At 49.0% G+C, this 24,951-nt stretch carries 17 protein-coding genes; 11 read left to right on the forward strand and 6 right to left on the reverse strand.

Annotated features, from left to right (window positions below):
• The 4 genes from ACTTKA_RS09585 to ACTTKA_RS09600 all read left to right on the forward strand — a co-directional run.
• Nucleotides 1-459, forward strand: a 459-nt coding sequence (locus ACTTKA_RS09585) for a leucine-rich repeat protein (protein ID WP_442724858.1), incomplete at its 5' end; no start/stop codon positions are given.
• 350 nt (nt 460-809) lie between these two features.
• Entirely contained in the window at nt 810-2,060 is a 1,251-nt protein-coding gene (locus tag ACTTKA_RS09590; RefSeq protein WP_442724859.1) for an MFS transporter, read from the forward strand.
• Between the two features lie 204 nt (nt 2,061-2,264).
• Nucleotides 2,265-2,654, forward strand: coding sequence for a hypothetical protein (locus tag ACTTKA_RS09595; protein ID WP_442724860.1), 390 nt, complete (start codon nt 2,265-2,267; stop codon nt 2,652-2,654).
• Nucleotides 2,655-2,707: 53 nt separating this feature from the next.
• Nucleotides 2,708-3,484 carry a porin family protein gene (locus ACTTKA_RS09600; protein WP_442724861.1) on the forward strand — a complete coding sequence of 259 codons (777 nt, stop codon included), beginning with the start codon at nt 2,708-2,710 and terminating at the stop codon, nt 3,482-3,484.
• Here ACTTKA_RS09600 and ACTTKA_RS09605 read toward each other — a convergent pair whose 3' ends face one another.
• Nucleotides 3,485-4,165, reverse strand: coding sequence for a hypothetical protein (locus ACTTKA_RS09605; RefSeq protein WP_442724862.1), 681 nt, complete (start codon nt 4,163-4,165; stop codon nt 3,485-3,487).
• A gap of 75 nt (nt 4,166-4,240) precedes the next feature.
• Between ACTTKA_RS09605 and ACTTKA_RS09610 the strand changes: the two genes are divergently transcribed.
• On the forward strand, nt 4,241-5,422 hold the full coding sequence (locus ACTTKA_RS09610; protein ID WP_442724863.1) for a MalY/PatB family protein: 1,182 nt from the start codon (nt 4,241-4,243) through the stop codon (nt 5,420-5,422).
• Between the two features lie 189 nt (nt 5,423-5,611).
• On the opposite strand, the gene ACTTKA_RS09615 is transcribed toward ACTTKA_RS09610, so the two are convergent.
• Nucleotides 5,612-7,018, reverse strand: coding sequence for a Gfo/Idh/MocA family protein (locus ACTTKA_RS09615; RefSeq protein ID WP_442714901.1), 1,407 nt, complete (start codon nt 7,016-7,018; stop codon nt 5,612-5,614).
• Between the two features lie 264 nt (nt 7,019-7,282).
• On the opposite strand from ACTTKA_RS09615, the gene ACTTKA_RS09620 reads away from it, so the two are divergent.
• The gene (locus ACTTKA_RS09620) at nt 7,283-8,719 is read left to right on the forward strand and encodes an arylsulfatase (protein WP_442724864.1); all 1,437 of its coding nucleotides are present in this window, start codon (nt 7,283-7,285) and stop codon (nt 8,717-8,719) included.
• Nucleotides 8,720-8,837: 118 nt separating this feature from the next.
• Here ACTTKA_RS09620 and ACTTKA_RS09625 read toward each other — a convergent pair whose 3' ends face one another.
• The 4 genes from ACTTKA_RS09625 to ACTTKA_RS09640 form a co-directional block, all read right to left on the reverse strand.
• Nucleotides 8,838-11,177, reverse strand: a complete 2,340-nt coding sequence (locus ACTTKA_RS09625; RefSeq protein WP_442724865.1) for a TIR domain-containing protein — start codon at nt 11,175-11,177, stop codon at nt 8,838-8,840.
• 161 nt (nt 11,178-11,338) lie between these two features.
• On the reverse strand, nt 11,339-12,232 hold the full coding sequence (fic, locus tag ACTTKA_RS09630) for a protein adenylyltransferase Fic (protein ID WP_442724866.1): 894 nt from the start codon (nt 12,230-12,232) through the stop codon (nt 11,339-11,341).
• Nucleotides 12,233-12,415: 183 nt separating this feature from the next.
• Nucleotides 12,416-14,323, reverse strand: a complete 1,908-nt coding sequence (gene dnaK, locus ACTTKA_RS09635; RefSeq protein ID WP_442724867.1) for a molecular chaperone DnaK — start codon at nt 14,321-14,323, stop codon at nt 12,416-12,418.
• 266 nt (nt 14,324-14,589) lie between these two features.
• Nucleotides 14,590-16,059, reverse strand: a complete 1,470-nt coding sequence (locus tag ACTTKA_RS09640; RefSeq protein ID WP_442724868.1) for a glycoside hydrolase family 125 protein — start codon at nt 16,057-16,059, stop codon at nt 14,590-14,592.
• Nucleotides 16,060-16,520: 461 nt separating this feature from the next.
• Between ACTTKA_RS09640 and ACTTKA_RS09645 the strand changes: the two genes are divergently transcribed.
• The 5 genes from ACTTKA_RS09645 to ACTTKA_RS09665 all read left to right on the forward strand — a co-directional run bounded on the left by ACTTKA_RS09645 (nt 16,521) and on the right by ACTTKA_RS09665 (nt 24,485).
• Complete coding sequence (locus ACTTKA_RS09645; protein ID WP_442724869.1) at nt 16,521-17,972, forward strand: hypothetical protein; 1,452 nt, start codon at nt 16,521-16,523, stop codon at nt 17,970-17,972.
• Nucleotides 17,944-19,332, forward strand: a complete 1,389-nt coding sequence (locus tag ACTTKA_RS09650) for a GDSL-type esterase/lipase family protein (RefSeq protein WP_442724870.1) — start codon at nt 17,944-17,946, stop codon at nt 19,330-19,332. Before ACTTKA_RS09645 ends, ACTTKA_RS09650 begins: the two co-directional genes overlap by 29 nt.
• Nucleotides 19,333-19,370: 38 nt before the next feature.
• Nucleotides 19,371-20,900 carry an MBOAT family O-acyltransferase gene (locus ACTTKA_RS09655; RefSeq protein ID WP_442714710.1) on the forward strand — a complete coding sequence of 510 codons (1,530 nt, stop codon included), beginning with the start codon at nt 19,371-19,373 and terminating at the stop codon, nt 20,898-20,900.
• A gap of 165 nt (nt 20,901-21,065) precedes the next feature.
• Nucleotides 21,066-23,924, forward strand: a complete 2,859-nt coding sequence (locus ACTTKA_RS09660; RefSeq protein WP_442714703.1) for a M16 family metallopeptidase — start codon at nt 21,066-21,068, stop codon at nt 23,922-23,924.
• 324 nt (nt 23,925-24,248) lie between these two features.
• Entirely contained in the window at nt 24,249-24,485 is a 237-nt protein-coding gene (locus ACTTKA_RS09665; protein ID WP_442724871.1) for a hypothetical protein, read from the forward strand.
• The last annotated feature ends 466 nt before the right edge of the window (nt 24,486-24,951 follow it).

Genomic DNA, 24,951 nt, shown 5'->3' on the forward strand with positions numbered 1-24,951 from the left:
ACCGACTGCACGTCACTGAAAAGCATCCGTATTCCAAGCGCTGTTACCTCTATCGAGAATTCAGCTTTTTCGGGCTGCAAAGCGCTGCAGGAGGTAATCGTCGGCTGGGATGTACCGCTTAGCATTGATGCGAATGTCTTTGAAAGGTTTACTCTCTCGGGCGTAACGCTGAGAGTACCCAAAGGCACCAAGGCGAAGTATCAGACTGCGCCTGTCTGGAAAGACTTTAAGATCAATGAGACTACAGCCAATCAAACAATCGACGGCCTGCGTGTCTACGCCGCCGACGGCGCACTGCACCTCACCCTGCCCAAGGCCGAGAAGGTACATATATATCATGTGAGCGGCGCGATGGTGAAAACGCTCGTCTTCTCCGCCGGCGATCATGTACAGCCGCTACCGTCAGGCGTATATGTAGTGCGCGTAGGAGAACGGGTAACGAAAATTCTTATAAAGTGAGAAACGAAAAGTGAAAAGTAGTCAGCTGTAGTTAAGGTAGTCAATGTAGGGGCGAACCTTGTGTTCGCCCTTTTTTTGTGTGGTGTCCGAACGCAAATTTCGCAAATGGGCGCGAATGGACGCACCACCCTTTTGTCATTCCGAACGCAGTGAGGAATCTCGCGAGGAAGAGGAAAGGAGATTCTTCGCTTCGCTCTGAATGACAAAAGACGATGCAACAATTCAACAACAAACACCCGCAGGGTAACAAACCTCCCACAGGGACTTGTTCTTCATTTTTCCCTTCTTCATCGTTTCTGTATGACAAAAAAATGTTTCCTTTGCAGTCAAGAACAACAACAGACGAAAACATGAAACACAGACATTCACTGGTGGGGCAGGGCTATATGCTGCCATTTGTGCTGATTACTTTTTTCTTTTTCCTGTGGGGGTTCGCGCGGGCTATCCTCGATGTACTCAACCCGTTCTTTCAGGAGACGTTCCAAATCAACAAGACGCAGGCATCGCTGATTCAGTTCGTCACCTATCTGGCATACTTCCTGATGGCTGTGCCCGCCGGGATGATGATTCGCCGGTACGGTACGCGTAAGGGCGTTGTTGTCGGGCTGCTGGCTTTCGGCGGAGCGGCGCTGGCTTTCGTGGCGAGTCGTTTCTTCGGACCATACATCTTTCGATTCTATCTGTTGCTGTTGTTCGTCATCGGTTGCGGACTGGCCTGTCTCGAGGTGGCCGCTAATCCGTACGTGACATTGCTCGGCGATAAGGAGACGGCTGCCGGACGCATCAACCGGGCGCAGTCGTTCAACGGGCTGGGGTGTATCTGCGGGTCGTTGCTGGGCGGCATCTATTGTTTTTCGGGCGAGAACCCGAACATCTCGATCCCGTACATAGGTATCGGGGCGATTGTGTTAGTGATCGCTGTTTTGTTTTCGCGGGTGAGGTTGCCTGAATTTGTTATAGAAGACGAAGATTCCGCTGCGCTCTCTCGTCCGACGAAAGGGCTGAGTGCCCGACCGCTGTTTCTTTTCGGTCTTTTTGCGCTGTTCTGTTACGAGATTGCTGAGATCGCCATCAACTCATTCTTTATCAATTATGCGGTCGAGAATCACATGGTCGAGTGGTTTACCGATTTTATCGCCACGCATTTCGGAATGAATCTTCATCCCAAGTTTATCGCCTCCATCGTGCTGTCGGTCGGCTTGCTGCTTTTTATGCTCGGCCGGTTTGCGGGCAGTATGCTTATGCAACGCATGCGTGCCGAGCAAGTCCTGCTTGGCTGTGCCATCGGGACGGTGACGATGACCACCCTTGTGGTGATGGATATACACGGAGTCTCTTTCGTGGCCTCAATCTTGATTTTTGTTTTTGAATCGATTATGTTCCCGACAATTTTTGCCTTATCGATCAAGGGCTTAGGAGGCCTTACGCAAAAGGCGTCAGCTATCTTGATGATGACGCCTATCGGCGGAGCCATCGGTACGGTACTGATGGGAATGGCCGCCGATATGCACAACATGACCTTCTCGTTCCTTGTACCCTTGACGGCGTTTGCGGTGATTTTGATTTATTCCGTCGTTCTTTTGCGGAAGAAACCCGAATAGAACGGGGATTCGGTCTGACAATCAGTCCGGATGAAGACTTTACCGAAAGAATAAAAATCAAAAATAAATATATATCGACGGGTAAAAAACGTTAATGCATCCCTGCTTCCTCCTCGAAAAGATGTATTTTTGTCGACGATTCAGGTTATCATTCTTTGTGACATAGAAAGGGTCACGTTATATATTTACATTTATCGAAACATAATGAAAACTGCTTTTCACCCATGGATGCTTCTTGTTGTCGTCATGCTTTTAAGCGTGTCGGGAGTTTATGCGTCCGTGATCGTTCCCAACGATGCCGCGAACCGCAATATGACGTGGAGCGGCAACCAAGAATCGATGGCCCTGATCGATGGCGATGGCAAGGTGTATGCCAGCAGGGCGGGTGAGGCGGAAACGTCGGCATGGAGCGACTATGGCCGGCTGTACGTTACATCGCCGGTGAAGGAGGTGATTGAAGTGTATGCCCTGACAGGCGTAGTCGTTCATCGTGCAACGAAACAGCCGGGTGAGACGGTCTTCGATCTGAACGTGCCGCGCGGCATCGTCATCGTGAAAGGCTCGTCGGGCTGGGTACGTAAAGTGAAACTCTGAATGAGTTGATTGAAATACTCTTGAGCTGTTTTAACCTCTTTCCCGATACCGAAATGACAAAGATATATATGGTTGCTTTACTATCGTTTTGTGTATGGATCATCCATGCGCAGCACGATCGTAGTGCAACCGTTCTTCGTTCTGCTGCCAAGGGACTGGAATATGAAGTGAAGGCCGGGTTTCATATCGGGGGGGCATCGCCGTTGCCCTTGCCGCACGAGATACGTGAGATCAGCGGTTATAACCCGACATTAGCCATCCCGATCGAAGGGACGGTGACGCAATGGGTAGGTAAGCAGAGGAAATGGGGCGTGACCGCAGGACTGAAATTAGAGAATAAAGGGATGATTACTCGCTCGCGTGTGAAGAATTACCGTACCGAGATTATCGGCGACGGGGGAGAGAAAGTCAGCGGGCGCTGGACGGGGTATGTCAAGACGAAAATGCGTACTACGTACCTGACGATGCCTCTGCTGGCTGCTTACCGGCTCGATGAGCGCTGGGTGATGCGCGGCGGCGCTTACGTCTCCTATCTGACAGAGGGCGACTTTTCCGGACACGTGTACGACGGCTACCTGCGAGAAGGCGACCCGACCGGTCCTAAAATCGAGTTTAAGGACGGGCGGATCGCCACCTACGATTTTTCCAACCGGCTGCGACGTTTCGTATATGGCGCTCAAATGGGTATCTCATGGCGCGCCTTCAAGCATTTCAATACGTTCGCCGATCTCTCGTGGGGCTTGAACGGTCTGTTTAAAAGCGATTTTGAAACCATCTCATTCGCTCTGTACCCCATCTATCTGAATGCCGGATTCGGATATGTCTTTTAATCAATTGGCCGCTTTGGTCAAAGTCAGACCGATCTCGATTTTCGTCGATTTTTCCAACAGGTTGGGGAGTTCCTTGGCCATAAGAGGCTTTGCGTAGTCCGGAATACTTTTGACCGATGCCAACAGGACAGGCAGCACATTGCGTAATGCCTTAACCGTTTCCGTGTCGAGATAGAAGCGGGTAGAGGAACCGTTCGAGGTATAATATACGGGTATCCCGGCCTTAAACAGCACTTTGATAGCAGCCAATTTCGTAGCATCAAGACCTTTCATTTCCGCGAAAACCTTGTCTGCGTCCGGATGCAACAGGATTTTGTTAGCGACTTTTGTGTTGTATGTCGCATAATCTTTGGCCGTCATCCATTCTTTCGAATCTTTTTTCTTATATGTGGCTTCGATTTTGCCATCGGCCGTGAACGTAACGTCTTTCAGCCCGGCCTGTACGAGTTCGTTCAGGGTCGGAGTCATCATGGCAGTCAATTGCTTGACCGTAAGTTTGATCTTTCCCGCCTCAATCACGACATTGTCCGGAGCTTCCCATACGATATCCATCGGCATTTCTTTTACATTCCATTTACCCGCCAATTCGAATGGCTTCTTGTCGTCATTTTTGTTACATCCGCTGAAAATGCCCATCGTACATATGAGCATGCAGCAATACATTAAACTTTTTTTCATCATTCTTCTTCTTAGAGTTAAACTTGGTTTTTTTATCGGGGCAAAAGTACTACATTTGCCAGCAAAAAAAATCTTTTTATGAAACGTTATGACTTTGATGAAATTATTGAGAGAAAAGGTACGGATTGTATCAAGTTTGATGCGCTGAAAGAGAATTTCGGACGTGATGATCTGATGTCGTTTTGGATTGCCGACATGGATTTTCGCACCCCCGATTTTATCCTTGATGCGCTGAAGGCACGATGCGAACATCCGGTTTTCGGGTATACATATCCGTCGGACGAATATTACGACAGTATTATTGATTGGGTGCGTGACCTGCACGGGTGGGAGATTCGTCGCGAATGGCTTTCGTATATTCCCGGCATCGTCAAAGGCTTTGCGTTTGTACTCGATCATTTTACGCACAAAGGGGATAAGGTCATCATCCAACCGCCGGTGTATCATCCGTTCCACCTGGTGCCCGAAGCGATGCATCGCGAAATGGTATATAACCCGTTGCGTAAAACGAACGGCTCGTACGAAATGGATTTCGATCACCTCGAATCCGTCATTGACGAAGGCTGTAAAGCCTTGATCCTTTCCAATCCGCATAACCCTGCCGGTATCGTCTGGCCGAAAGAAACGTTGCAAAGGCTGGCTTCGATCTGTGCCAAACACCATATTCTCGTTATTTCGGACGAGATTCATGCCGAAATGGCCTACCCCTCGTTTACGCATCATCCGTTCCCGACCGTGTCGGACGAAGCGGCGGCATGCAGCATCACGTTCACGGCTCCCAGTAAGACCTTTAATATTGCCGGCATCGTGTCATCCTACGCTATCGTACCCGACGATAAGTTGCGCAAGGAGTTTTACTCGTTCCTTGAATCGGGCGAGTTCAACCATGGTACGATTTTCGCTTATACGGCTACCATCGCCGCTTACCGGCATGGTGCGGAATGGCGCAGGCAGATGCTGGACTATGTGTCGAAGAATATAGATTTTGTGGAAGCGTATCTGAAGCAACATATTCCGCAGCTTTGCATGTACCGGCCGCAGGCGTCATTCCTCGTATGGCTTAACTGCTGCGGGCTGAAGTTGAAACAGAAAGAACTCGTCGATCTCTTTGTGAATGATGCCGGACTGGCATTGAACGACGGCTCGATGTTCGGCCGCGAGGGCGAAGGATACATGCGTCTGAACGTAGGTTGCCCGCGTGCTACACTTGAGAAGGCGCTGGAGAAACTGAAAAGCGCCGTAGAAAGAAAGATGGGTTAAGCCCTTCTCCGTTGGGCTGAAGATCGACAGAATCATCTCATGGTTAAAAAGGCGGGCCAAAAACAAAACGTTTTGACCCGCCCTTTTTCTTATCGAAGCATTCGATACGTGCTTATGCGGATGGCGTATACGTGCCGCCTCTTCATTCCTTTTCCGGCTATGGGGTATAACCGACCGGTTTCGATCGGTTTACAGGGCAAAAGCCGGCTGGCGATGAATCCACTGCCCGCGGGTGAAGTCGGGGAAGTCTACCACGGCTCCTCCGCGCGCGATCGACATTTCCGACAGTCCCGAAATAGCGCTCCATGCGGCCGCGTCGTAGCAGTCCATCGGCGCCGGTTTCTTGTTTCGGATCGCATCGATAAAGTCGTACATCATGATGTAATCCATTCCGCCGTGACCGGCTTCCTTAGCCTTCGCTTCGAGGGTGCTCCACAACTTGTGATCGTACTTCTTAAACCAGTCGTCCGACGCATCCCAGCGATGAGGCTTCGACTGTCCTTCGACGTAGACATGGTTGCCGTCGTTCATCCACAGCCCGCGCGTGCCCTGAATGCGGAAGCCGAGCGAATAGGGGCGGGGCAGGTTGGTGTCGTGCGTGACGATGACGGTCTGCCCGTTGGCGCATTTAATCATCGAGGTGACGATATCGCCGAGGTTAAAGTGAATCTTCGCATACGGGTGGTTTGCTCCGCCTTTGTCTACTACGAAGTTGTGTAACCCGCGCGACTGGGTGGCCATCGAAGTGAGCGATAGGAAGCGGTTGCCCCGGTTTATGTTCAGGCAGTTAGCCACCGGCCCGATGCCGTGCGTGGGATAGACGTCGCCGTTACGGGTGACGGAGTGCTGCGTGCGCCATTGCGCTTCGGCGTAGGCTGTGGGACCCATCCGCAGCTCGCCACCTTCCTGATAGGTGTAGTGTACGCCGTCGTTGAACTTGACATCGCGCAGATCGTGCTGATAGCCGCATGTGCCGTGTATCATCTCGCCGAACAGGCCCTCGCGCACCATCCGCAACGCGGCCATCACGTCGCGGCGATAGCATACGTTTTCGAGGATATTCAGGTGTGAGCCCGTCGCTTCGGAAACATTGACAAGGTCCCAGCATTCTTCGACCGTATTGGCGGCCGATACTTCGACACCGACGTATGGCACACCGGCCTTCATCGCTGCGACAGCCATCGGCACGTGCCATTCCCACGGACTGGCAATGATCACACAGTCGAACTCCTCATTATTCAGCATCTTCTCAAACTCGCGCTCGCCGCCGGTGTACACCTTCGGCTCGGGTACGTTGAACTTGGCGATGTGTTTCAGTGTCTTCTCCAACGGTCCTTTTTGTATGTCGCAGACGGCTACGATCTTGTTGCCCGGAATGCCTAATACGTTGTTGATGTGCTCCTGACAGCGCGAACCGGTTCCGATGAAACCGAAGCGTAGCATGCCGTCCGACTTGCCTGCCGGTTTCTTCTTTTGCTGTGCCGCTTCGCCCGGCTGATTTACTGCGGCCATGGCCTGATCGGTCACAGCCAGTCCTGCGGCGCCGATACCGGCAGCCGTTACTTTCTTCAAAAAATTGCGTCGAGTATTTTCCATATCGAATTGTTTAGTGATTATAATGTTCTATTTTGTCGCCAAAGATACGATATATTTTTGGCAAAGTAGCCGTCTGTTTTCCGCTTCTTTTCGTGCCCGGAACTACGTGTAAATTCAGTGCAGCTGTTCCGGTTTCTGTGTGTTTCGTCGTTTTTGCGAGAGGATGGATAAGACTCGTTTTTTTCGGATGGCAGAAAAATCATGATTTTTTTGTATGTTTGCCATTCATTCGCAGAACGAGTTATACATACAAACAGAAACATCATGAAACATGCAGCAAAACCTGCCTTTTGGATTTCCGGATCACTGCTTCTGGCAGTCGGCGGAACAGCAACGGCACAAAGCAAGAAGCAAACAGCAGAGAAACCGAACGTTGTCTTTATTATTGCTGATGATTTGGGGTACGGCGATTTGAGCTGTTACGGACAGGAGAAGTTTCGGACGCCCGAGATCGACCGTGTGGCGCTGCATGGCATGCGTTTCACACAATGTTATTCCGGCACGACGGTCAGCGCCCCTTCACGTGCCAGCCTGCTCACCGGCCTTCATACGGGACATACGTGTGTGAGAGGGAACAAGGAGGTGAAGCCCGAAGGACAATTTCCGTTGCCGCACGGCACGAATACCTTCTTTAAACTGTTCAAGGAGGCCGGCTATACAACCGGAGTCTTCGGGAAGTGGGGCTTGGGAGCGCCCGGCTCGGAAGGGGATCCGAACCGGCAATACGTCGATGAGTTCTGGGGATACAACTGCCAACTGCTGGCGCATAATTATTATCCCGACCATATCTGGCACAATGAGCGGCGCATCGAGTTGCCCGATAACGATAACGGTGCGTTCGGAACGTATGCGCAAGACCTGATTCAGGAGAAATGCCTCGCTTTCCTCGACGAGCATCACCGCAAGCCGTTCTTCCTCTTCGTGCCTTGTGTGCTGCCTCATGCCGAGCTGCTTGTGCCTGAAGACAGCATCATTCGCAAGTTTCGCGGAATGTACCCGGAGAAGCCTCATCGCGGTACGGACTCAGGGCCGGCATTCCGTAAAGGCGGTTACTGTTCGCAGGTTTATCCGCGTGCCACTTTCGCCGCCATGATCTATCGTTTCGATGTCTATGTCGGGCAGATTGTGCAGAAGCTGAAAGAGCTGGGTGTGTACGATAAGACATTGATCATCATTACCAGCGACAACGGACCGCATCAGGAGGGAGGCGCCGATCCGGACTTCTTCAACAGCAACGGTATCTATCGCGGCTATAAACGCGACCTCTACGAAGGAGGGATTCGTGTGCCGATGATCGTTTCATGGAAAGGACATGTGGCTGAGGGAACGAGCAACGACCTCGTATGCGCTTTCTGGGATTGGATGCCTACCTTCGCCGAACTGACGGGCACCCGCAACGTGCCAACCGACGGCATCAGCATACTGCCTGCAATCACCGGTAAAGGAAAGCAGGCAACCCGCGATTATCTGTATCTTGAATTTCTGGAACTGGGCGGACGACAAGCCGTTCGCAAAGGCGACTGGAAACTGATCCGGCAGAATATCCGCAAAGACGGTGGCACTTACGAATTGTACAATATCTCCTCCGACCCATCTGAAAATCAGAATGTCATCTCCGAGTACCCGCAAAAAGCCGATGAATTACGAGCGCTTATGGAGCAGTCGCATGTCGAAGACCCCAACTGGCCGCTTTTCAACTGACAGTAAAAAGAGAGGTTGGGTTTATTTTTATTTCTTAATTTGCTTGTTCTCTTCTTTGAGGATATCTCAATTTGAGTAGTGTTGATTAGAAAATATCTTGGATGTTATCATTTTTTTACTACGATATAGAGTCTTTAGTTAAAACCCCATATTTTTTAATAATAGAGTCTGAGATGCTAATTGCATCCTGCTTTTTGCAAATTTCCTTTAAAGATTTCACTGGATAATTACGGTAGCTATCCTTGCCGAGGCGAATGGCATCCTCTAATAGTCCAATTGCCCCATGAAAATTTTTGTCCACATAATACGTGTATTCAGCCTTCATCGTATTGAAAATTGTGTCTTTGTGTATATCAAAAGAATTGTGCATATCCTCCATTAGTTGATTAAGAGTTTCTTTGTCTGGATGTGCTGTTCTTACAAGACAACGGAAATAAGATTCAATATGATAGGTGTTTGATGGGGTTCTCTCATAACTATGTCTAGCTAAATCTAAAGCTTCATCATATCTACCAAGAAACATACAAACCATAACCATTTCATGTTCAGCCTTTGAGGAATAGTTATCATCGTCGTATTGTTTTACATTTTTAAGAGCCTCTGCATATAACTCTTTTGCCTTTTCATATTGCTTTATATGTCTGTAATAAAAACCTTGTAAAAAGTAGTAAGAATACGGAGATTTTTTGAAATATTCTATTTCATTAAAGAAGCGAACATCTTTATTGCGGCATAATGCACAACATAACCAATAGTTTATACTTCTAATAATTTCCTCATATGATTTTTTATGGTATCCTTTCTTTATACGGTCTGCAAGATATATTACATTGTCATTATTGCCTTCATAATATTCTTCCGTGATGACTTTTAAGATAAAAGATGGCAAAAGGTACCGTTCATCTATTTTTCCTCCTTTAATTCCTTCTTTCAATATACTTTTAGCTGCATATAAACGGTAAGATATATCAGTAATATTATCGTCTGTATCTATAATAATTTGCCTTGTAATTTCCTTTATCTTTTTCGAATATTCAGAGGATAATTTAAACTTAACACGTCTAATGTAATCTGTGATTGCTGAATTTAAACAAATATATTGTTTCCCCAATCCAAACGACTCGGTCAATGATAGGTAATGGAATCGTTCTAACACATCAGCAATATCTTCTCCACAAATCCTACATAAATAATCGTAACTAATAAATTCGAAATTCGATAATAGGATTAAAATCTGAAATGCTCGGGAATCATCTTTAATTTCAGATAAGACACTTTCATAGTTGTGATCAAACTGACAAATTAATTTGTTAATATCCTTCTTGGCGATAGCTATATTACTCTGCTTTATAGAATTAATAATTGATAATACTTGTCCAGGATAGCCTGATAATTTGTCTATAAAGAACCTCATGTCAACATTAGGTATTGACAGTTCTCTTAATTTTGAGTATGCATTGAAGAGCAATTCCATATTATTATTTGTAAGAGGATGTATTTGTAGTGTTACAATATGAGGGAAAATTTGGCTTAAATCAGGGCGTGGAGTATATCGAGAGGCAATACTACAATGCAAATGATTACAAAGCCTACTATCCTTTACTAAATCAACGAACCATTCAGTAAGCCGTCCATTACTTTTCACAATACAATTATCATCATTGATGATAATATTCTCTTTTACCTCATGTAGTTGATTCAATAAAGAAATAGTCGTAGTCAGCGAGTTTTCCTTGTCATTAATATTTAACAACAGAGAATCATAACTAAATTGTCCTAAGATATCATTAAGTTGTATTGCGAACTCAGAAATACTATCAGTATCTGTTAGTCTTATATCTATAAGATCTGTACTATCTCCTTTAACAACAACACGCTTAGAAACAAATTCACGTAGTAACCGCTTGCGTCCTATACTATTCAACCCTGAAACTATTATAGTATTTTTGCTGTAGCCACGATTCTCAAAATATAATTTTGATAATTCTAGCATTTCCTCATCCCTGCCAATGAATAAATGGCTTTGTTCCTGTAATGAGGGGAATTCTTTCCAAATACTGCGTAATATATTTCTTTTCAATAAAATGGACAGAATATGTGGATTAATATATTTATTGATCAGATATTCTTTCTTTATCCATTTTGAGATATTAGGATGGTCTATATCTATAGTTTCATCAATGATTACAGGATAGAAGTTTATGGCATCATCGTCTATTCTTTCTCTAACGTAGGAAATTTCTTGCTTAACCCAATTCGATGCTAAAGCTTCCTTTGAAATCAGATATACAAAATGATTACACTCATTAATCGAAGTGCGAATTTCTTCCCAGAGTTTTTTCCCACTTTCAAAAGTATATTTATCAACAACTAAATAATTAGTCCCTATCAGTTTGACTAATTCTTCTACATATGGTTTCTGTACACTACTATGTGAAATAAACATCTTGTGAGTCATGATAATGTTTTTTTTAATGTATAACTGTTATTTTTAATCCGTTCATAATAATAAGACTGTTCAATGCCATTGAAGATTACTTCTCGGTCATCTGTTTTATCTGTAAGGGCTGGTTGCAACAGGAAACAGAGTTCCAAGCAATGATTGGACTACATTTCAAATCACTCATTTTGTTCATAATAATATGAATAATCAATACCTTTCATAAACATGTCTCGGTCGTCAATCTTGGTGGTGAGCGCAGGCAGTACTAAAGACTTAATATGCGTGCTATCAGTTACACTCTCACACATGGCAGACAGATATTCGTTCTTATCTATCTGACTCCAATCCACACACCGCTTCAATGAGCGTTTGAACATCAAGTCAAGCCAAATGCGGGTGCTGCGACCATTACCTTCCATAAAAGGATGGGCAACGTTCATCTCGATGTATTTATCCATAATCTCATCAAAGGTAGTTTCGGGCATACGCTCAATATTCAGAGGTGTATCGGGGAAGTGCATACAATTAGCAAACGTAAAGCCTCCTTTGGATATATTCTTAGTTCTGATTTGTCCGGCAAAGTCGTATAATCCTCCAAAGAGGTAAGCGTGTATCTGTTGGAGACACTTTAAGCCTCCGGGCTCTGCCGTTTTCAAGAGATCGCTCTCAAAAAGTTGGTAGGCTTTCTTCTTACTCTGCCCGTCAATGGTGTTGTCACTGTAGATAAACCAGTCGAGAAATCCCATTGCCTTGACATTAGGTATTGCTTTCGCCAACAAAACAACACCTTCGCCATCTAACATATCTGTCAGTCGTTGCTTCCCATCAGGTGCTTGCAGTTTGAACCGGTTAGTGTCACTAACCAGTTTGTTGTTTTCTTTCTTTAACTTTGTTTTGAGATACTTCCAATAGTTTCTCGTCTTCTGATAATCGTCTTGCTCATTGATTGCTGCAATGATGTCCAGTACCGAGAACCACCACTTACTGTTCTTTTCATCCCATACCGTCCTCACTTCACGATCGTTGAAGAAGCGGATTGATTTTTTATGTTGCTCTTTATGCTCTGCCATAATGAAAATGGTTACTCATTTTGGGGTGTTCATCATTGCTTTCCATAGTCTTTTGATGGCACAAAGATAGGAAATAGGATAGCATATAAAAAGGAATGAGGATTTTTCTCATTCCCTGACGATTCAAAAAAGAGGGTGTATCACAAAGTGATTTCACCCTCTTTTTAGATGTTTGATTTTATGCTACTTGACCTCCTCAAAATCCACATCTGTTACGTTGCCGTCGGAAGAGCCTCCTTCACTGCCTCCGGTGGGAGCGCCTCCGGCTGACGGACCGCCTGCCTGTGCATTCTGTGCGTTGTACAGATCCTGACTGGCTGCCTGGAATACGTTGTTCAGCTCAGCCGTAGCGGTATCGATCGCTGCGAGGTCTTGCGCTTTATGTGCCTCTTTCAGCTTATTCAGAGCTGCTTCGATCTGCGACTTTTTGTCGGCCGGCAGTTTGTCGCCCAGGTCTTTCAGCTGTTTTTCCGTCTGGAAAATCATGCTGTCCGCCTGATTGATCTTATCGATGCGTTCACGTTCTTTCTTGTCCGCTTCGGCATTGGCGGCCGCTTCGTCTTTCATTCGCTTGATCTCGTCTTCGCTCAGACCGCTCGAGGCTTCGATGCGTATGCTCTGCACCTTACCCGTACCTTTGTCCTTAGCCGATACATTCAGGATTCCGTTGGCATCGATGTCGAACGTTACTTCAATCTGCGGGACGCCGCGTGGTGCGGGTGGGATTCCGTCGAGGTGGAAGCGTCCGATCGATTTGTTATCCTTAGCCATGGAACGTTCGCCCTGCAACACATGAATCTCGACCGAAGGCTGGTTGTCGACCGCCGTCGTAAACACCTCCGATTTTTTGGTCGGAATCGTCGTATTCGCATCAATCAGGCGGGTCATGACACTACCCATGGTCTCGATACCGAGTGACAGCGGCGTTACGTCGAGCAGTACGACGTCTTTGACATCGCCCGAGAGGACACCGCCCTGGATGGCTGCACCGACTGCAACGACTTCGTCCGGGTTCACCCCTTTGGAAGGAGCTTTGCCGAAGAACTGCTCAACGAGCTGTTGTACGGCCGGGATACGGGTCGATCCGCCGACAAGGATCACTTCGTTGATATCCGAGGTAGTCAGGCCAGCGTCGGCCAATGCGCGTTTACACGGCTCGAGGCATGCCTGAATCAGGGTGTCGGCCAGCTGTTCGAACTTGGCACGCGTCAGTGTACGTACAAGGTGCTTGGGAATTCCGTCCACCGGCATGATATACGGCAGGTTGATCTCCGTGCTTGTCGAGCTTGACAATTCGATTTTCGCCTTTTCGGCCGCTTCTTTCAGACGTTGGAGGGCCATCGGGTCTTTCCGCAGGTCGATATTTTCGTCCTTCAGAAACTCTTCGGCTAGCCAGTCGATGATCACATGGTCGAAATCATCACCTCCGAGGTGCGTGTCGCCATTCGTCGATTTTACTTCGAATACACCTCCGCCCAGCTCGAGGATAGAGATATCGAACGTACCGCCCCCGAGGTCGAACACCGCGATCTTCATGTCTTTGTTCGATTTGTCGAGACCATAAGCCAACGAGGCGGCTGTCGGTTCGTTAACGATACGGCGAACTTTCAATCCTGCGATTTCGCCGGCTTCTTTCGTTGCCTGACGTTGTGCGTCGTTGAAGTATGCCGGTACCGTGATCACGGCTTCCGTTACTTCCTGTCCGAGATAATCTTCGGCCGTTTTCTTCATCTTCTGAAGGATCATCGCCGAGATTTCCTGCGGAGTATAGAGACGCCCGTCAATATCGACACGCGGTGTATTGTTATCGCCCTGCACCACTTTGTAAGGGATACGATTGATTTCTTTTTGCACCTGATCGAATGTTTCACCCATAAAACGCTTGATCGAGAAGACCGTCTTCTGGGGGTTCGTGATCGCCTGACGTTTGGCCGGATCACCCACTTTACGTTCGCCCCCTTCCACAAAGGCGACGATCGAAGGCGTTGTACGTTTACCTTCGCTATTCGTAATCACCACCGGTTCGTTACCCTCAAGGACGGCAACGCACGAGTTGGTTGTTCCTAAGTCGATTCCAATAATTTTTCCCATATTTATTCTATATTATTAATGTTTTATTTTTTACTTCAATACCATTCATGTGTTACACACATCGATTGATTAGCGGCAAATAGTGTGCCAAAAATGATGAAAGGGAAGGTTGTCATGATTTCTGACATTTTGGCGTTTTTTTGATTGGCTGATTCCTCTTTGGGTGACATTCCGCCATAAAAAAAGAGGCAACCTCAAAATTGTTTTTTTCGAGGCTGCCTGTTGAAATGTGTCATTTTTTGTCCAGCTTATTTGGACAGAGAGAATCAGAGACTGTTCAGCAGATCTGTTTTTCCCTCCTTTACTAATTTGATAATCAGTTCTCCGAAGAGTGTGTTTTGCCAGGCGAACCATTCGCGTGTAAAGTTCGACGGGTCATCTTTGTGGAACGATTCGTGCATGAATCCCATTTCGTTGTCCGTATCCATCAGCATGCGGATGCAGGTCTTGATTTCGGCATTGTCGCGGCTGGTAAACGCTTTCATCATGATGGACATCGGCCAAACCATGTCATAGCCGATATGCGGCCCGCCGATTCCTTCGCCGGCTTTGCCTTTGAAGAAGTACGGGTTATCTTCGCTCCACACGAAGCGACGCGTGTTCTGATAAATCGGGTCGTTGATATCTACATCGCCGAGGTATGCCATCGCCAGCAGGCTGGGTACGTTGGCATCGTCCATCATCAATTGGTTTCCGAAGCCGTCTATTTCGAACGCGTAGATTTTTCCATATTTCGGATGATCGTTCACGGCATATTGTTTTAGAGCCGTTTCGACTTCGGAAGCCAATTCGGTGCATTCCTTCGCAAGGTCGTTGTCTTTGTTCACTTTGTCCAGAATTTCGGCTGCTTTACGCAGTGAGCTTACCGCGAAAAAGTTCGACGGGATGAGGAATTGCAGGATCGTGGCGTCGTCCGACGGACGGAATGCGGAGGCAATCAGTCCGACCGGTTTTACGGGGTTACCCCATCCGTAGTTCGACTGTGTGTCTGTCGCTACGGCTGTGACACGTTGGAACTTATACGGGCCAAGGTCGTTTTTGCGTTGTTGTTCTTTAAAAGTACGCAAGATGCTTCGTACCGTTTCGAGCCATTGTTCATTCGTGAAGATGCTTTTATCTCCCGTCACTTTCCAGTATTCGTAAGCCAGACGAAGCGGGTAGCAGAGCGAGTCGATCTCCCATTTGCGTTCGTGCAGTTCGGGAATCATTTTGGTCAGGTCTTTCTGCCATTCGCCGCCGACTGGCCCGTCGTTGAACGCGTTGGCATAAGGATCGAGCAGGATACATTTGAACTGACGGAGAATCACCCCGCGAATCATTCGGCGCAGCTCCTCGTCTTTTTTGGCGAACTGCACATAGGGCCATACCTGAGCGCCCGAGTCACGCAGCCACATGGCATGAATGTCTCCCGTATAGACGAACGTATCGTCTTCCCCGTCAATGGCTCGGTAGTGGACGGTGGTGTCGAGCGTGTTCGGGAAGCAGTTTTCGAACATCCATGCCAGCTTCGGATTCGTCAGCAGTTTTTTGATACGGACAATCTCTTTTTCGATCGCTTTCGACGAGAATAGTCGTTCGGACACAGGCGGGCGATTCGTTTGGGTATAGTCGGCCGCTGCAAGTACGGTCGTGTTGTCACGCTCCATGACGAGGCCGGTCGCTTTTACTTGCGGGCTGCACAGGAAAAATGCAGCCGTAACAGCAGCCGCTCCCGTAATTTTCAAAGTCTTTTTCATACATTCATTGTTTAAAATACAGGGACAAAGATAGCGGTTTTAGTCTGCTTGTGCAACACATGATCGACGCTGTTGATCCGGCAAAATGCGTGGGCATGTTCCGAAAGAATGAGTCTGCCCGACCGATTATTTTGTAAGGCTGCTAAAAGTTCTTTCCGATGAAATCCGAGAAGAGGACAGAAGGTTGTCGGTTAGTGTATCAAGAGGCAAATTTATTGGCGGTCCTGCGATCGTTGAATGTTAAATGTAAAAAACTGCATGCGAATAGCGTGGGAGAACATCTCCAGATTTATGATAACTATTATGGCATGAATAGGCTTATTGTAAATTATTTACCTTTGGGAGCTAAAGCGGGGCAGTGTAATCAATTTAATCAAAATTTTGATGCGTTAACCATCGTCCGTGCCTCTGTTTGGGAGCGTATGATTTTTCACGTACCTTTGTGCGTTTTTTCAATAAAAATGAGAGCAACAGAGAGAAATTATTTCGGACGGCTTCTGGCTATCATGTTGATAACGATGGTGTGCTGTCTGGGATTATATTGGCTGCCGGATGAGCTGTTCGGTATTCCGATCAAGAAAGTGGATATGCTGTCCGACCTGCGTTCTGAAGACGAGGCGCTATTGTCCGACTCAACGGATAGAGTACTGGCGGGGGCGTTGCCGGTTGATTCGTTGTCGCTTTCCGACACGGTAATTATCCGAGGTTTCAATTCTCAACAGATTACCCAACGAAATGTCGCCTACGAAACGCTTGCATCGAGCATGCCGGAAGATACGACGGGTGCCCGTATCGAAGATTATTCGGCGGGGCATACGGGTTTGTATCAGTTTTTTACGTCGCTGAATCGGCTCCGCTCCCTGAATCGTCCCGTACGGATTGCTTTTCTGGGCGATTCGTTTATCGAAGGTGATATTATTGTTGCTGATTTTCGCGCGAAGATGCAGGAGCATTTCGGAGGACGAGGCGTAGGATTTGTTCCGGTGGCTTCGAAGGTGGAGCAGTACCGCCCGACGGTTTATCAGCGGTCGAAAGGTTGGCTTACACGGTCGATACTTAGCGATCGTAAGTATAAATATGTACTTCCGGGCTTGCTCTTCGATGCCGATTCGGAGGCCGGGGTAGCCTCAATTTCGTTCAAAACGGTCGATGCGTACCCTCGTCTGGAAGCGGTTTCGTCGCTCAAATTCATTTATTCGCGTAACACGCAGTCGGAGATACGCTGGATATGCAACCATTCGAAAGATACGATTCTCGACACTTTGCCGGCGACTGATTCAATTGTACAATATGAGGTGAATGGCCGATTTACGGACGGCCAACTGCGTTTTCATAAAGCGCGTGGACTGCGGGCGCTGGGGATTGCACTCGAAGACAACAGAGGGGTGGTGGTCGATAATTTTTCGCTGCGCGGCAATTCGGGTATGACATTGAGTGAACTGGACGAGTCGAGCTGTATGGCTTTTCGGAATGTGCGCCCCTATGATCTGATCGTTCTGCAATATGGGCTGAACGTGGTTACCGAAAAGACAAAAGACTATAGCTGGTATCGCAAGCGGATGGTAGATGCCATCCGTCACGTGCAGCGTTGTTTTCCGGAGGCGGATGTGCTGCTGCTCAGCGTGTCCGACCGCAGCCATTACCGTGATGGCGCTTACCGCACGATGCCGTCGATACGGGCTTTGTTGCGTGCTCAGCGCGAAGCGGCGGCCGAGGCTCGAGTGCCTTTCTGGAGCGTCTTTTCGGCAATGGGAGGCGAAGGCAGCATGGTACGCTACGTGGAGCGGCGCTGGGCGAGTAAGGATTATACGCATCTGAGCTTTCGAGGCGGGCGCGAGTTGGCCGCTTCGTTATTTGATGCGCTGATTTTAGAAAAAGAGTTTTATGATGAAATGGATAAGAAAACATATTGAATGGGGCGGATCGTTTGTATTCATGGCTGCGTTGACGGTCGGATTGATCAGTGCCCGCATGAAGCCGGAGCCACAGAAGAACGAGCCGGTACCGGTTCTTTCGTCTGAAAAGGCAGAAGCGATCTGGACACCACTCGCTCCGCTGACGGATAACATGCGTTCGAATCTTTCGTTTGTTGTCGATTCGCTTTGTCGGATTACGGATCCTGCCCGCTCGCTCGATTCTTTTTTGGAAGAGCTGAATCAGTTAATGGCGGGAAAAGATACGACGATTCAGATCGTTCATTTGGGCGATTCGCATGTGCAGGCCGGTTTTTACAGCGGCGAGGCGATGCGTTTGCTGCAAGGTGCTTTCGGCAATGCCGGGCGCGGCTGGATCGCGCCGTATAAGCTGGCGCGGGATAACGAGCCGACGGATTACTTTATCACCTCATCGAAGGTGAAAAACTGGGCTGTGGGACGTTGTACCCGCCGCACGTCGGACTGTGCATGGGGTCCCGGAGGGATCGGCATTCAGACCGATGTGCCGGGTGTCGATTTTACAATCAGCATTGCGCCGAATAACGGAGCGGGTTACGAGTTTAATCAAGTGATTCTTTATCGTAACGAAGACGCCTTGCCGATGCTTCCTGTCGGGGAAGGTGAGCAGGTGGAGGCTGTCTGGGCAAAGGCTCCTTACTCGCCGGGAGTGATGGTCGACACGTTCAAGCTGCCGGCCAAGTCGGGGGAGTTGCAGCTTTACACCGCCTCGCAGGGGCGACTGACACCGGCACGTCTCTCGTCGCTACGGAATTGTTACTACGGCTTTGTGCTCACGAACGGTCAGCCGGGTATTTTGTATCATTCCATCGGGCAGAACGGTGCCATGTTCGTGAACTACACGAATGAGGAATACATCCGGCAGTTGTCGCTGCTCGATCCTTCACTGCTGATTGTTACGCTGGGCACGAACGAGACGTTCGGCGCCAACTTTTCGACCTCCGAATTTCTGTCGCAGGTAGATCGCTTTGTACGTTTGGTCAAGGCACACCTGCCCTTCACTGCTTTGGTGTTGAGTACGCCAGCCGAGAGTTTCCGCTCGGTGCGCGTGCGACGTGGCAAGCGGAGTTACAGGCGCAACGAAAATATCGATCTGGCGGCACGCGCTATCAAAGAATACGCCCGACGCGAGGGGATTGCCTGCTTCGACTTGTACGGGATGACCGGAGGAGCGAATTCGTGTGAACATTGGCTGGCTTCGGATTATCTAGGGTACGACCGTATTCATTTCAATGTGGCCGGTTATCAGGAACAGGGCAAACTGCTTTACAAAGCGCTTGTCCGTAGTGAATTGAACTATCAGAAACGGAGATCTTTATGAGTACGCTGTCGACTCTTTCAGAAACCCTTTTTTCGGAAATGAAAACCGGTGTGATATGGGAGCGTATCGGTTCGCTGCTGTGTTACCGGCAAGACGCGCCGATGCTCTTCAGTACGGGGCTGTTCTTTTTCCTTTTTATCGTCTTCTTTGCGGTTTACTGGTCGTTACGTCGATGTACGACAACCCGTATCATTTACGTCGCGCTATTTTCCCTGTACTTTTATTATAAAAGCAGCGGTCTGTGGTTCGCCCTGCTGATCCTTACAGCCACTTCCGACTTTCTGATTGCCCGCGCGATTGCGCAAACGTCACATAAGGGCCTGCGCAAAGCGTGGGTAGCGTTGAGTGTATGTATTAACATCGGGATGCTGGCCTACTTCAAATATACGAACTTTCTTTACGATGCGGGCGTGATGCTGCTGAGCAGTATGGGGCAATGGATGGGCATCCGCGAACTGGCACAGCTGAGCTATACTCCACTGGATATTTTCCTGCCGGTCGGTATTTCGTTCTTTACATTTCAGTCGCTCAGCTATACGATCGATGTGTACCGGAAACGTTTGGATCCGTTGAAGCGGTGGATCGACTATCTGTTTTACGTTTCCTTCTTTCCGGGTTTGGTAGCCGGGCCGATTGTGCGGGCACGCGATTTCATCCCGCAGATGTTTCGCAGCCCAAGACTGTCGAAAGAGCATTTAGGTGAGGGCCTTTACCTGATCATCTGTGGTCTGTTCAAAAAATGTGTGATCTCCGATTACATCAGTATCAACTTCGTGGATCGCATTTTCGATGCGCCTACGCTCTATACCGGTCTCGAAAACCTGTTCGGGGTCTACGGCTACGCGCTTCAGATCTACTGCGATTTTTCGGGATATTCCGATATGGCCATCGGTATAGCATTGCTGATGGGAATCCGTTTCAACGTCAATTTCGATTCGCCTTATCAATCGGCGACCATCACCGAGTTCTGGCGGCGTTGGCATATCTCGTTGTCGAGCTGGTTGAAAGATTACCTGTATATCTCGATGGGCGGAAACCGTAAGGGGAAGCTTCGTACCTATGTCAACCTGATTGTGACGATGCTCTTGGGCGGCCTGTGGCACGGTGCTTCGATGCGTTTTATCCTGTGGGGCGCCCTACATGGTGTTTCGCTGGCTGTGCATAAGTTTGTGATGGGACGTTTCAGCAGTTTTAAGCCAATGGGAGAAGAGATGTCCCCGTTCCGCCGACTGGCTGGTATGATTCTGACTTTCCATCTGGTATGTCTGGGATGGATCTTTTTTCGGGCCGATACGGTGCAAATCGGGGTGGATGTGGTGACACGGATTTTTACCGATTTTCATCCAGAGGTTTTCACGCAGTTCCTTGTCGGTTACCCCGGCGTTTCGATTCTTATTGTTACAGGCTATCTGCTTCATTTCGTACCTAAGCACATCGACTTGAAGATGCAACGTTTGGTGACGGATTCGCCCATGTTGCTTCAGGCTTTGTACCTGATTCTGGCGATTTTCGTGGTGATACAGGTGAAAAGTTCCGGCGTAGTTCCGTTTATTTATTTTCAATTCTGAATGTTTGCTGTCGATACGTGATTATTTATTCATAAGTCAAGTGCTTGAAAATGAAAAAGACGTTCGCTTTCGTTCGGAAAGAGGCGGTGATGATGGTCGGACAAAGTGGGGGCGAACATCGGAAGGTGTGAACTATTTTTGCTTGAAAAATGTTGAAAGGATACGATGACAGTTCACGTTCCGAAAATAAAACAAACTTCGTCCGTTCGAGCATCGACGGAAGTTCATGAATATATACTGGATAATGGTTTGACGGTCTGGCTGAACGAAGACCACAGTCAGCCGAAAGTTTTCGGTGCCGTAGTCGTCAAGGCCGGCTCGAAAGATTCGCCCAATACGGGTATCGCTCATTACTTCGAGCACATGATGTTCAAAGGGACGGATAAGATCGGGACGATGGATTACGCGGCAGAGAAGGTGCTGCTCGACGCCATTGCCGGGAAATACGACGAACTGGCGCGCACGAAAGACGCGAAGGCGCGCGCCGTCATTCAGCAGGCAATCAACGAACTGAGCGTGCAGGCTGCCGAGTATGTGATCCCCAACGAATTTGACAAACTGATTACCAAATACGGAGGATCGAAGCTGAATGCGGGCACGTCGTACGATTATACCGTATATCACAATCTTTTTTTGCCGCAATATATGGAGCAGTGGGCGGAGCTGAACAGCGAACGTTTGCTGAACCCCGTATTCCGCATGTTTCAGAGCGAACTCGAGACGGTCTACGAGGAAAAGAATCGGCGCGACGACATGATTCTCAATCAGGCTATCGAGAGGTTGATGGAGATTTATTTCCGTCCGCACCCCTATGCCTATCCGATTATCGGGAGTGCGGAGAACCTGAAGAACCCGCGCCTGTCGGAGATGCGCAAGTTCTTCGAGGCCTATTACGTATCGTCGAACATGGGGTTGATTCTGAGCGGCGATTTCGATACGGAACGGGTGCTTCCCGTTTTGGAGCGAACGTTTTCGCGTATTCCGCGCGGTGTCGTCGAACCGGTATCGTCGGTAAAGATTCGTCCGTTCCGCGGTCGGGAGAAGACGACGGTGAAGATTCCGCTTCCGCTGCTCAAGGCGGTGGCGCTCGGTTTTCGCGGCGTTCCGGCCAATCATCCCGATCAGACTGCATTCGACGTGGCAGTCGGCATCCTTAATAATTCAAACGGTACGGGGTATCTGGACAAGCTGATGGTGAACCGCCGGGTGATGGGCGCGATGGTAGGCGGAGAGTCGTTTAACGAGGCCGGATTCATCGGGATTGTGGTGGTGCCGAGGCTGTCGCACACGTGCCGCTCGGCCGAGAAAATGATCTGGCGCGAGTTGGAGCGGGTGAAGAAGGGCGATTTCACGGACGAGATGTTCAACAGCCTCAAGCGTGAGCAGCTGCGTCGTCATCTGACGGAGCTGGAAGACATCGATTCACGCAGTCAGGTGCTGGTGCGTCTGTTTTCGCAGGGCAAGACGTGGGCGGATTATCAGGAAGAGTTAGACCGTGCCGAGGCGCTGACGAAAGACGACGTGGTGAAGGTGGCCAACCGTTATTTCGGCGATAATTATCTCTATGTCCGCAAAAAGACGGGGCGTTATGCCAAGACGCACTTGGCTAAGCCCGATTTCGCCCCCATCGTTCCGCGGCATGCCGATGCCTCGTCGGCCTATAGCAAGCAATTGGATACGATACCCGTACAGGAGGTTCAGCCGCGTTACGTGGACTTCGAGCGGGATGTGCAGACGCTTCATTTGACGCCGCGCACGACCCTGTATGTGACGCCCAACCGGGTGAATCATATTTTTACGCTTAAGCTCTCGTACGGGATCGGGCTGATCGAGGAGCCGAGGCTCAAACTGCTGGCCGGGTATATCCCGCTGTTGGGCACAAAGTCGCAATCGTTCGAAGCCTTACGTATGCGGTTGCAGACGCTGGGCAGCACGCTCGATCTGGATGCGGACAAACATAGTTTGACGTTCAAAATTACGGGCTTCGACAGGGCTTTTGATGAGACGCTGGAGGTGGCCGGTGATTTTCTGGCGAATGTATCTCCCGACGACCGGAAACTGAAAACCCTCGTCGACGATGCGAAGGTGGCCGAAAAGGCATTCTTCAAGTCGAACAACGAAGTGGCCGAAGCGCTGTTCGAGTACGTACAGTACGGCAGCCTGTCACAATACCTGACCAAACCCTCGTTCAAGGAGATTAAGCGTATCCGGGGGCGCGAACTGGTCGACCTCTTTCACCGCGCCACGCAGGTGGCCTGCACGATGCACTATTGCGGGACGCTGGAAGCTGAAAAGGTAGCGGAGCAGATCTCCCGCTCGCTGGCGCTGGAGAAGATAATCCGCCCGTCGCTCTCGCCCGTCTGGCGCGATTTCGTGACGTATGAGAAACCACTCGTTTTCTTCTATCATATTCCCGATGTGTTTCAGAATATCATCTACGCCTATATGGCGTGCAAACCGCTCGATACGCTGAAGAAGAGGCACGAGGCAGACCTGTTTTCGCGTTACTTCGGCGAAGGCATGTCGTCGCTCATGTTTCAGGAAATCCGCGAGTTCCGGTCGCTGGCGTATTACACGTCGGGCGCCTACCGGCTGCCGCCTTACTGTCTTGCCGACAAACCTTCCCGTTTCGTCGCCTACCTTTCTACGCAATGCGACAAGACGATCGATGCCCTGAATGTGCTCAACGCGCTGATACAGGAGATGCCCGAACGCCCCGAACGCATCGAGGCGCTGATCCGCGCCAGCATTAACCTCACGAACAACGAGTATCCGGCCTTCCGCGACATCTCCGCCAAAATTGCCGATTACCGCCGCGACGGGTACACGGAAGACCCGAACCGTTCGCTGCTCGACGATATCGGCCGTATGAGTATGGACGACATCGCGCGTTTCTACCGTTCGCATGTGCAGGGACGTACGCTCGTCTACGTCATCGTCGGCAATTCGCGCAAAATCGATATGCGGCGTCTTGCAACGTTCGGAGACGTCATCCGCGTGAAAAAAAGAGATTTCTATCGCTGACCGTTTGCGTTCTGTCGCGACGCTCTTCTCTCCCGAAACAACGAAAAACAGCACCCGTCTTTTTTACGTCCGAATCATATTTTTTCGGAGTATCGGCTAATATTACGTCAGGCTTTCAGCCCTCCGCCGAGGGGGCCGCCTGTTTTCCCAACGCTTCGCTTCCGCATTCCCTCCTTTGAAGGGGGGGGATGTTCCTCTGTGCTCGGGCACATAACAATTAACAATTGACCATTAACAATTAATTTGTCATTCAGAGCGTCAAGCGATGAATCTCTTTTTGTCACTTTTGGCTTGACCCAAAAGTAACCCAAAGGTCAAGGCTTCGTGCGCTTCACACGACTTCGCGACGCTCGCAGGTCGGAAAATCAGGTAACTCGCTTCGCTTCGGACAGCCTGATTTTCTTTCGCCCTGCTCGCTGCTCCGTCGGCTCATCGCCCGAGGCCGAAGGGATGAACGTTGAGGGCGTTCGCCCGTTTCCCCAACGCTTTGCTCTTTCCCCCTTTGAAGGGGGGGGCTGGGGGGATGTTCCTCTGCGTTCGGATACCGTGTACCCGGCATAACAATTAACCATTGAATTACGTCAGGCTTTCAGCCCTCCGCCGAGGGGGTCGCCCTTTTTTCCCAACGCTTCGCTTCGCTACGCATTGGGCTGAATTATTACGCTCTTTCAGGGCTCTTACAGCAGTCAGTAAACACCTCAACACCTCAACACTTCAACCGCCCCGAAGGGGTTAGCTCGCACGGGGCACAAGGGCTGAAAGCCCGAATTAGTCAGCATCCAGCGGTCAGTAGTCCGTTTTTCAGGACAGGACAAGGACATGCGTAGGGGCAACCCCGTGTGTTTGTCTGTCATATCAATTAAGAATTGACCTTAATCAATAATCGGGGCGTTTCTTCATCGTTTAATGAAAGTGTGCAGGGAACTCCCGACCGATTTTTATCGTTTGATACAGGGGAATGGATGAAAAAACTTAGGTTCATCCCCGAATTGCGTTGGTTTTATCATGTAGTCCAAGTAATAGTAGA

Origin of the sequence: Tannerella sp. (assembly GCF_052170195.1) — a bacterium.
GTDB lineage: Bacteria > Bacteroidota > Bacteroidia > Bacteroidales > Tannerellaceae > Tannerella.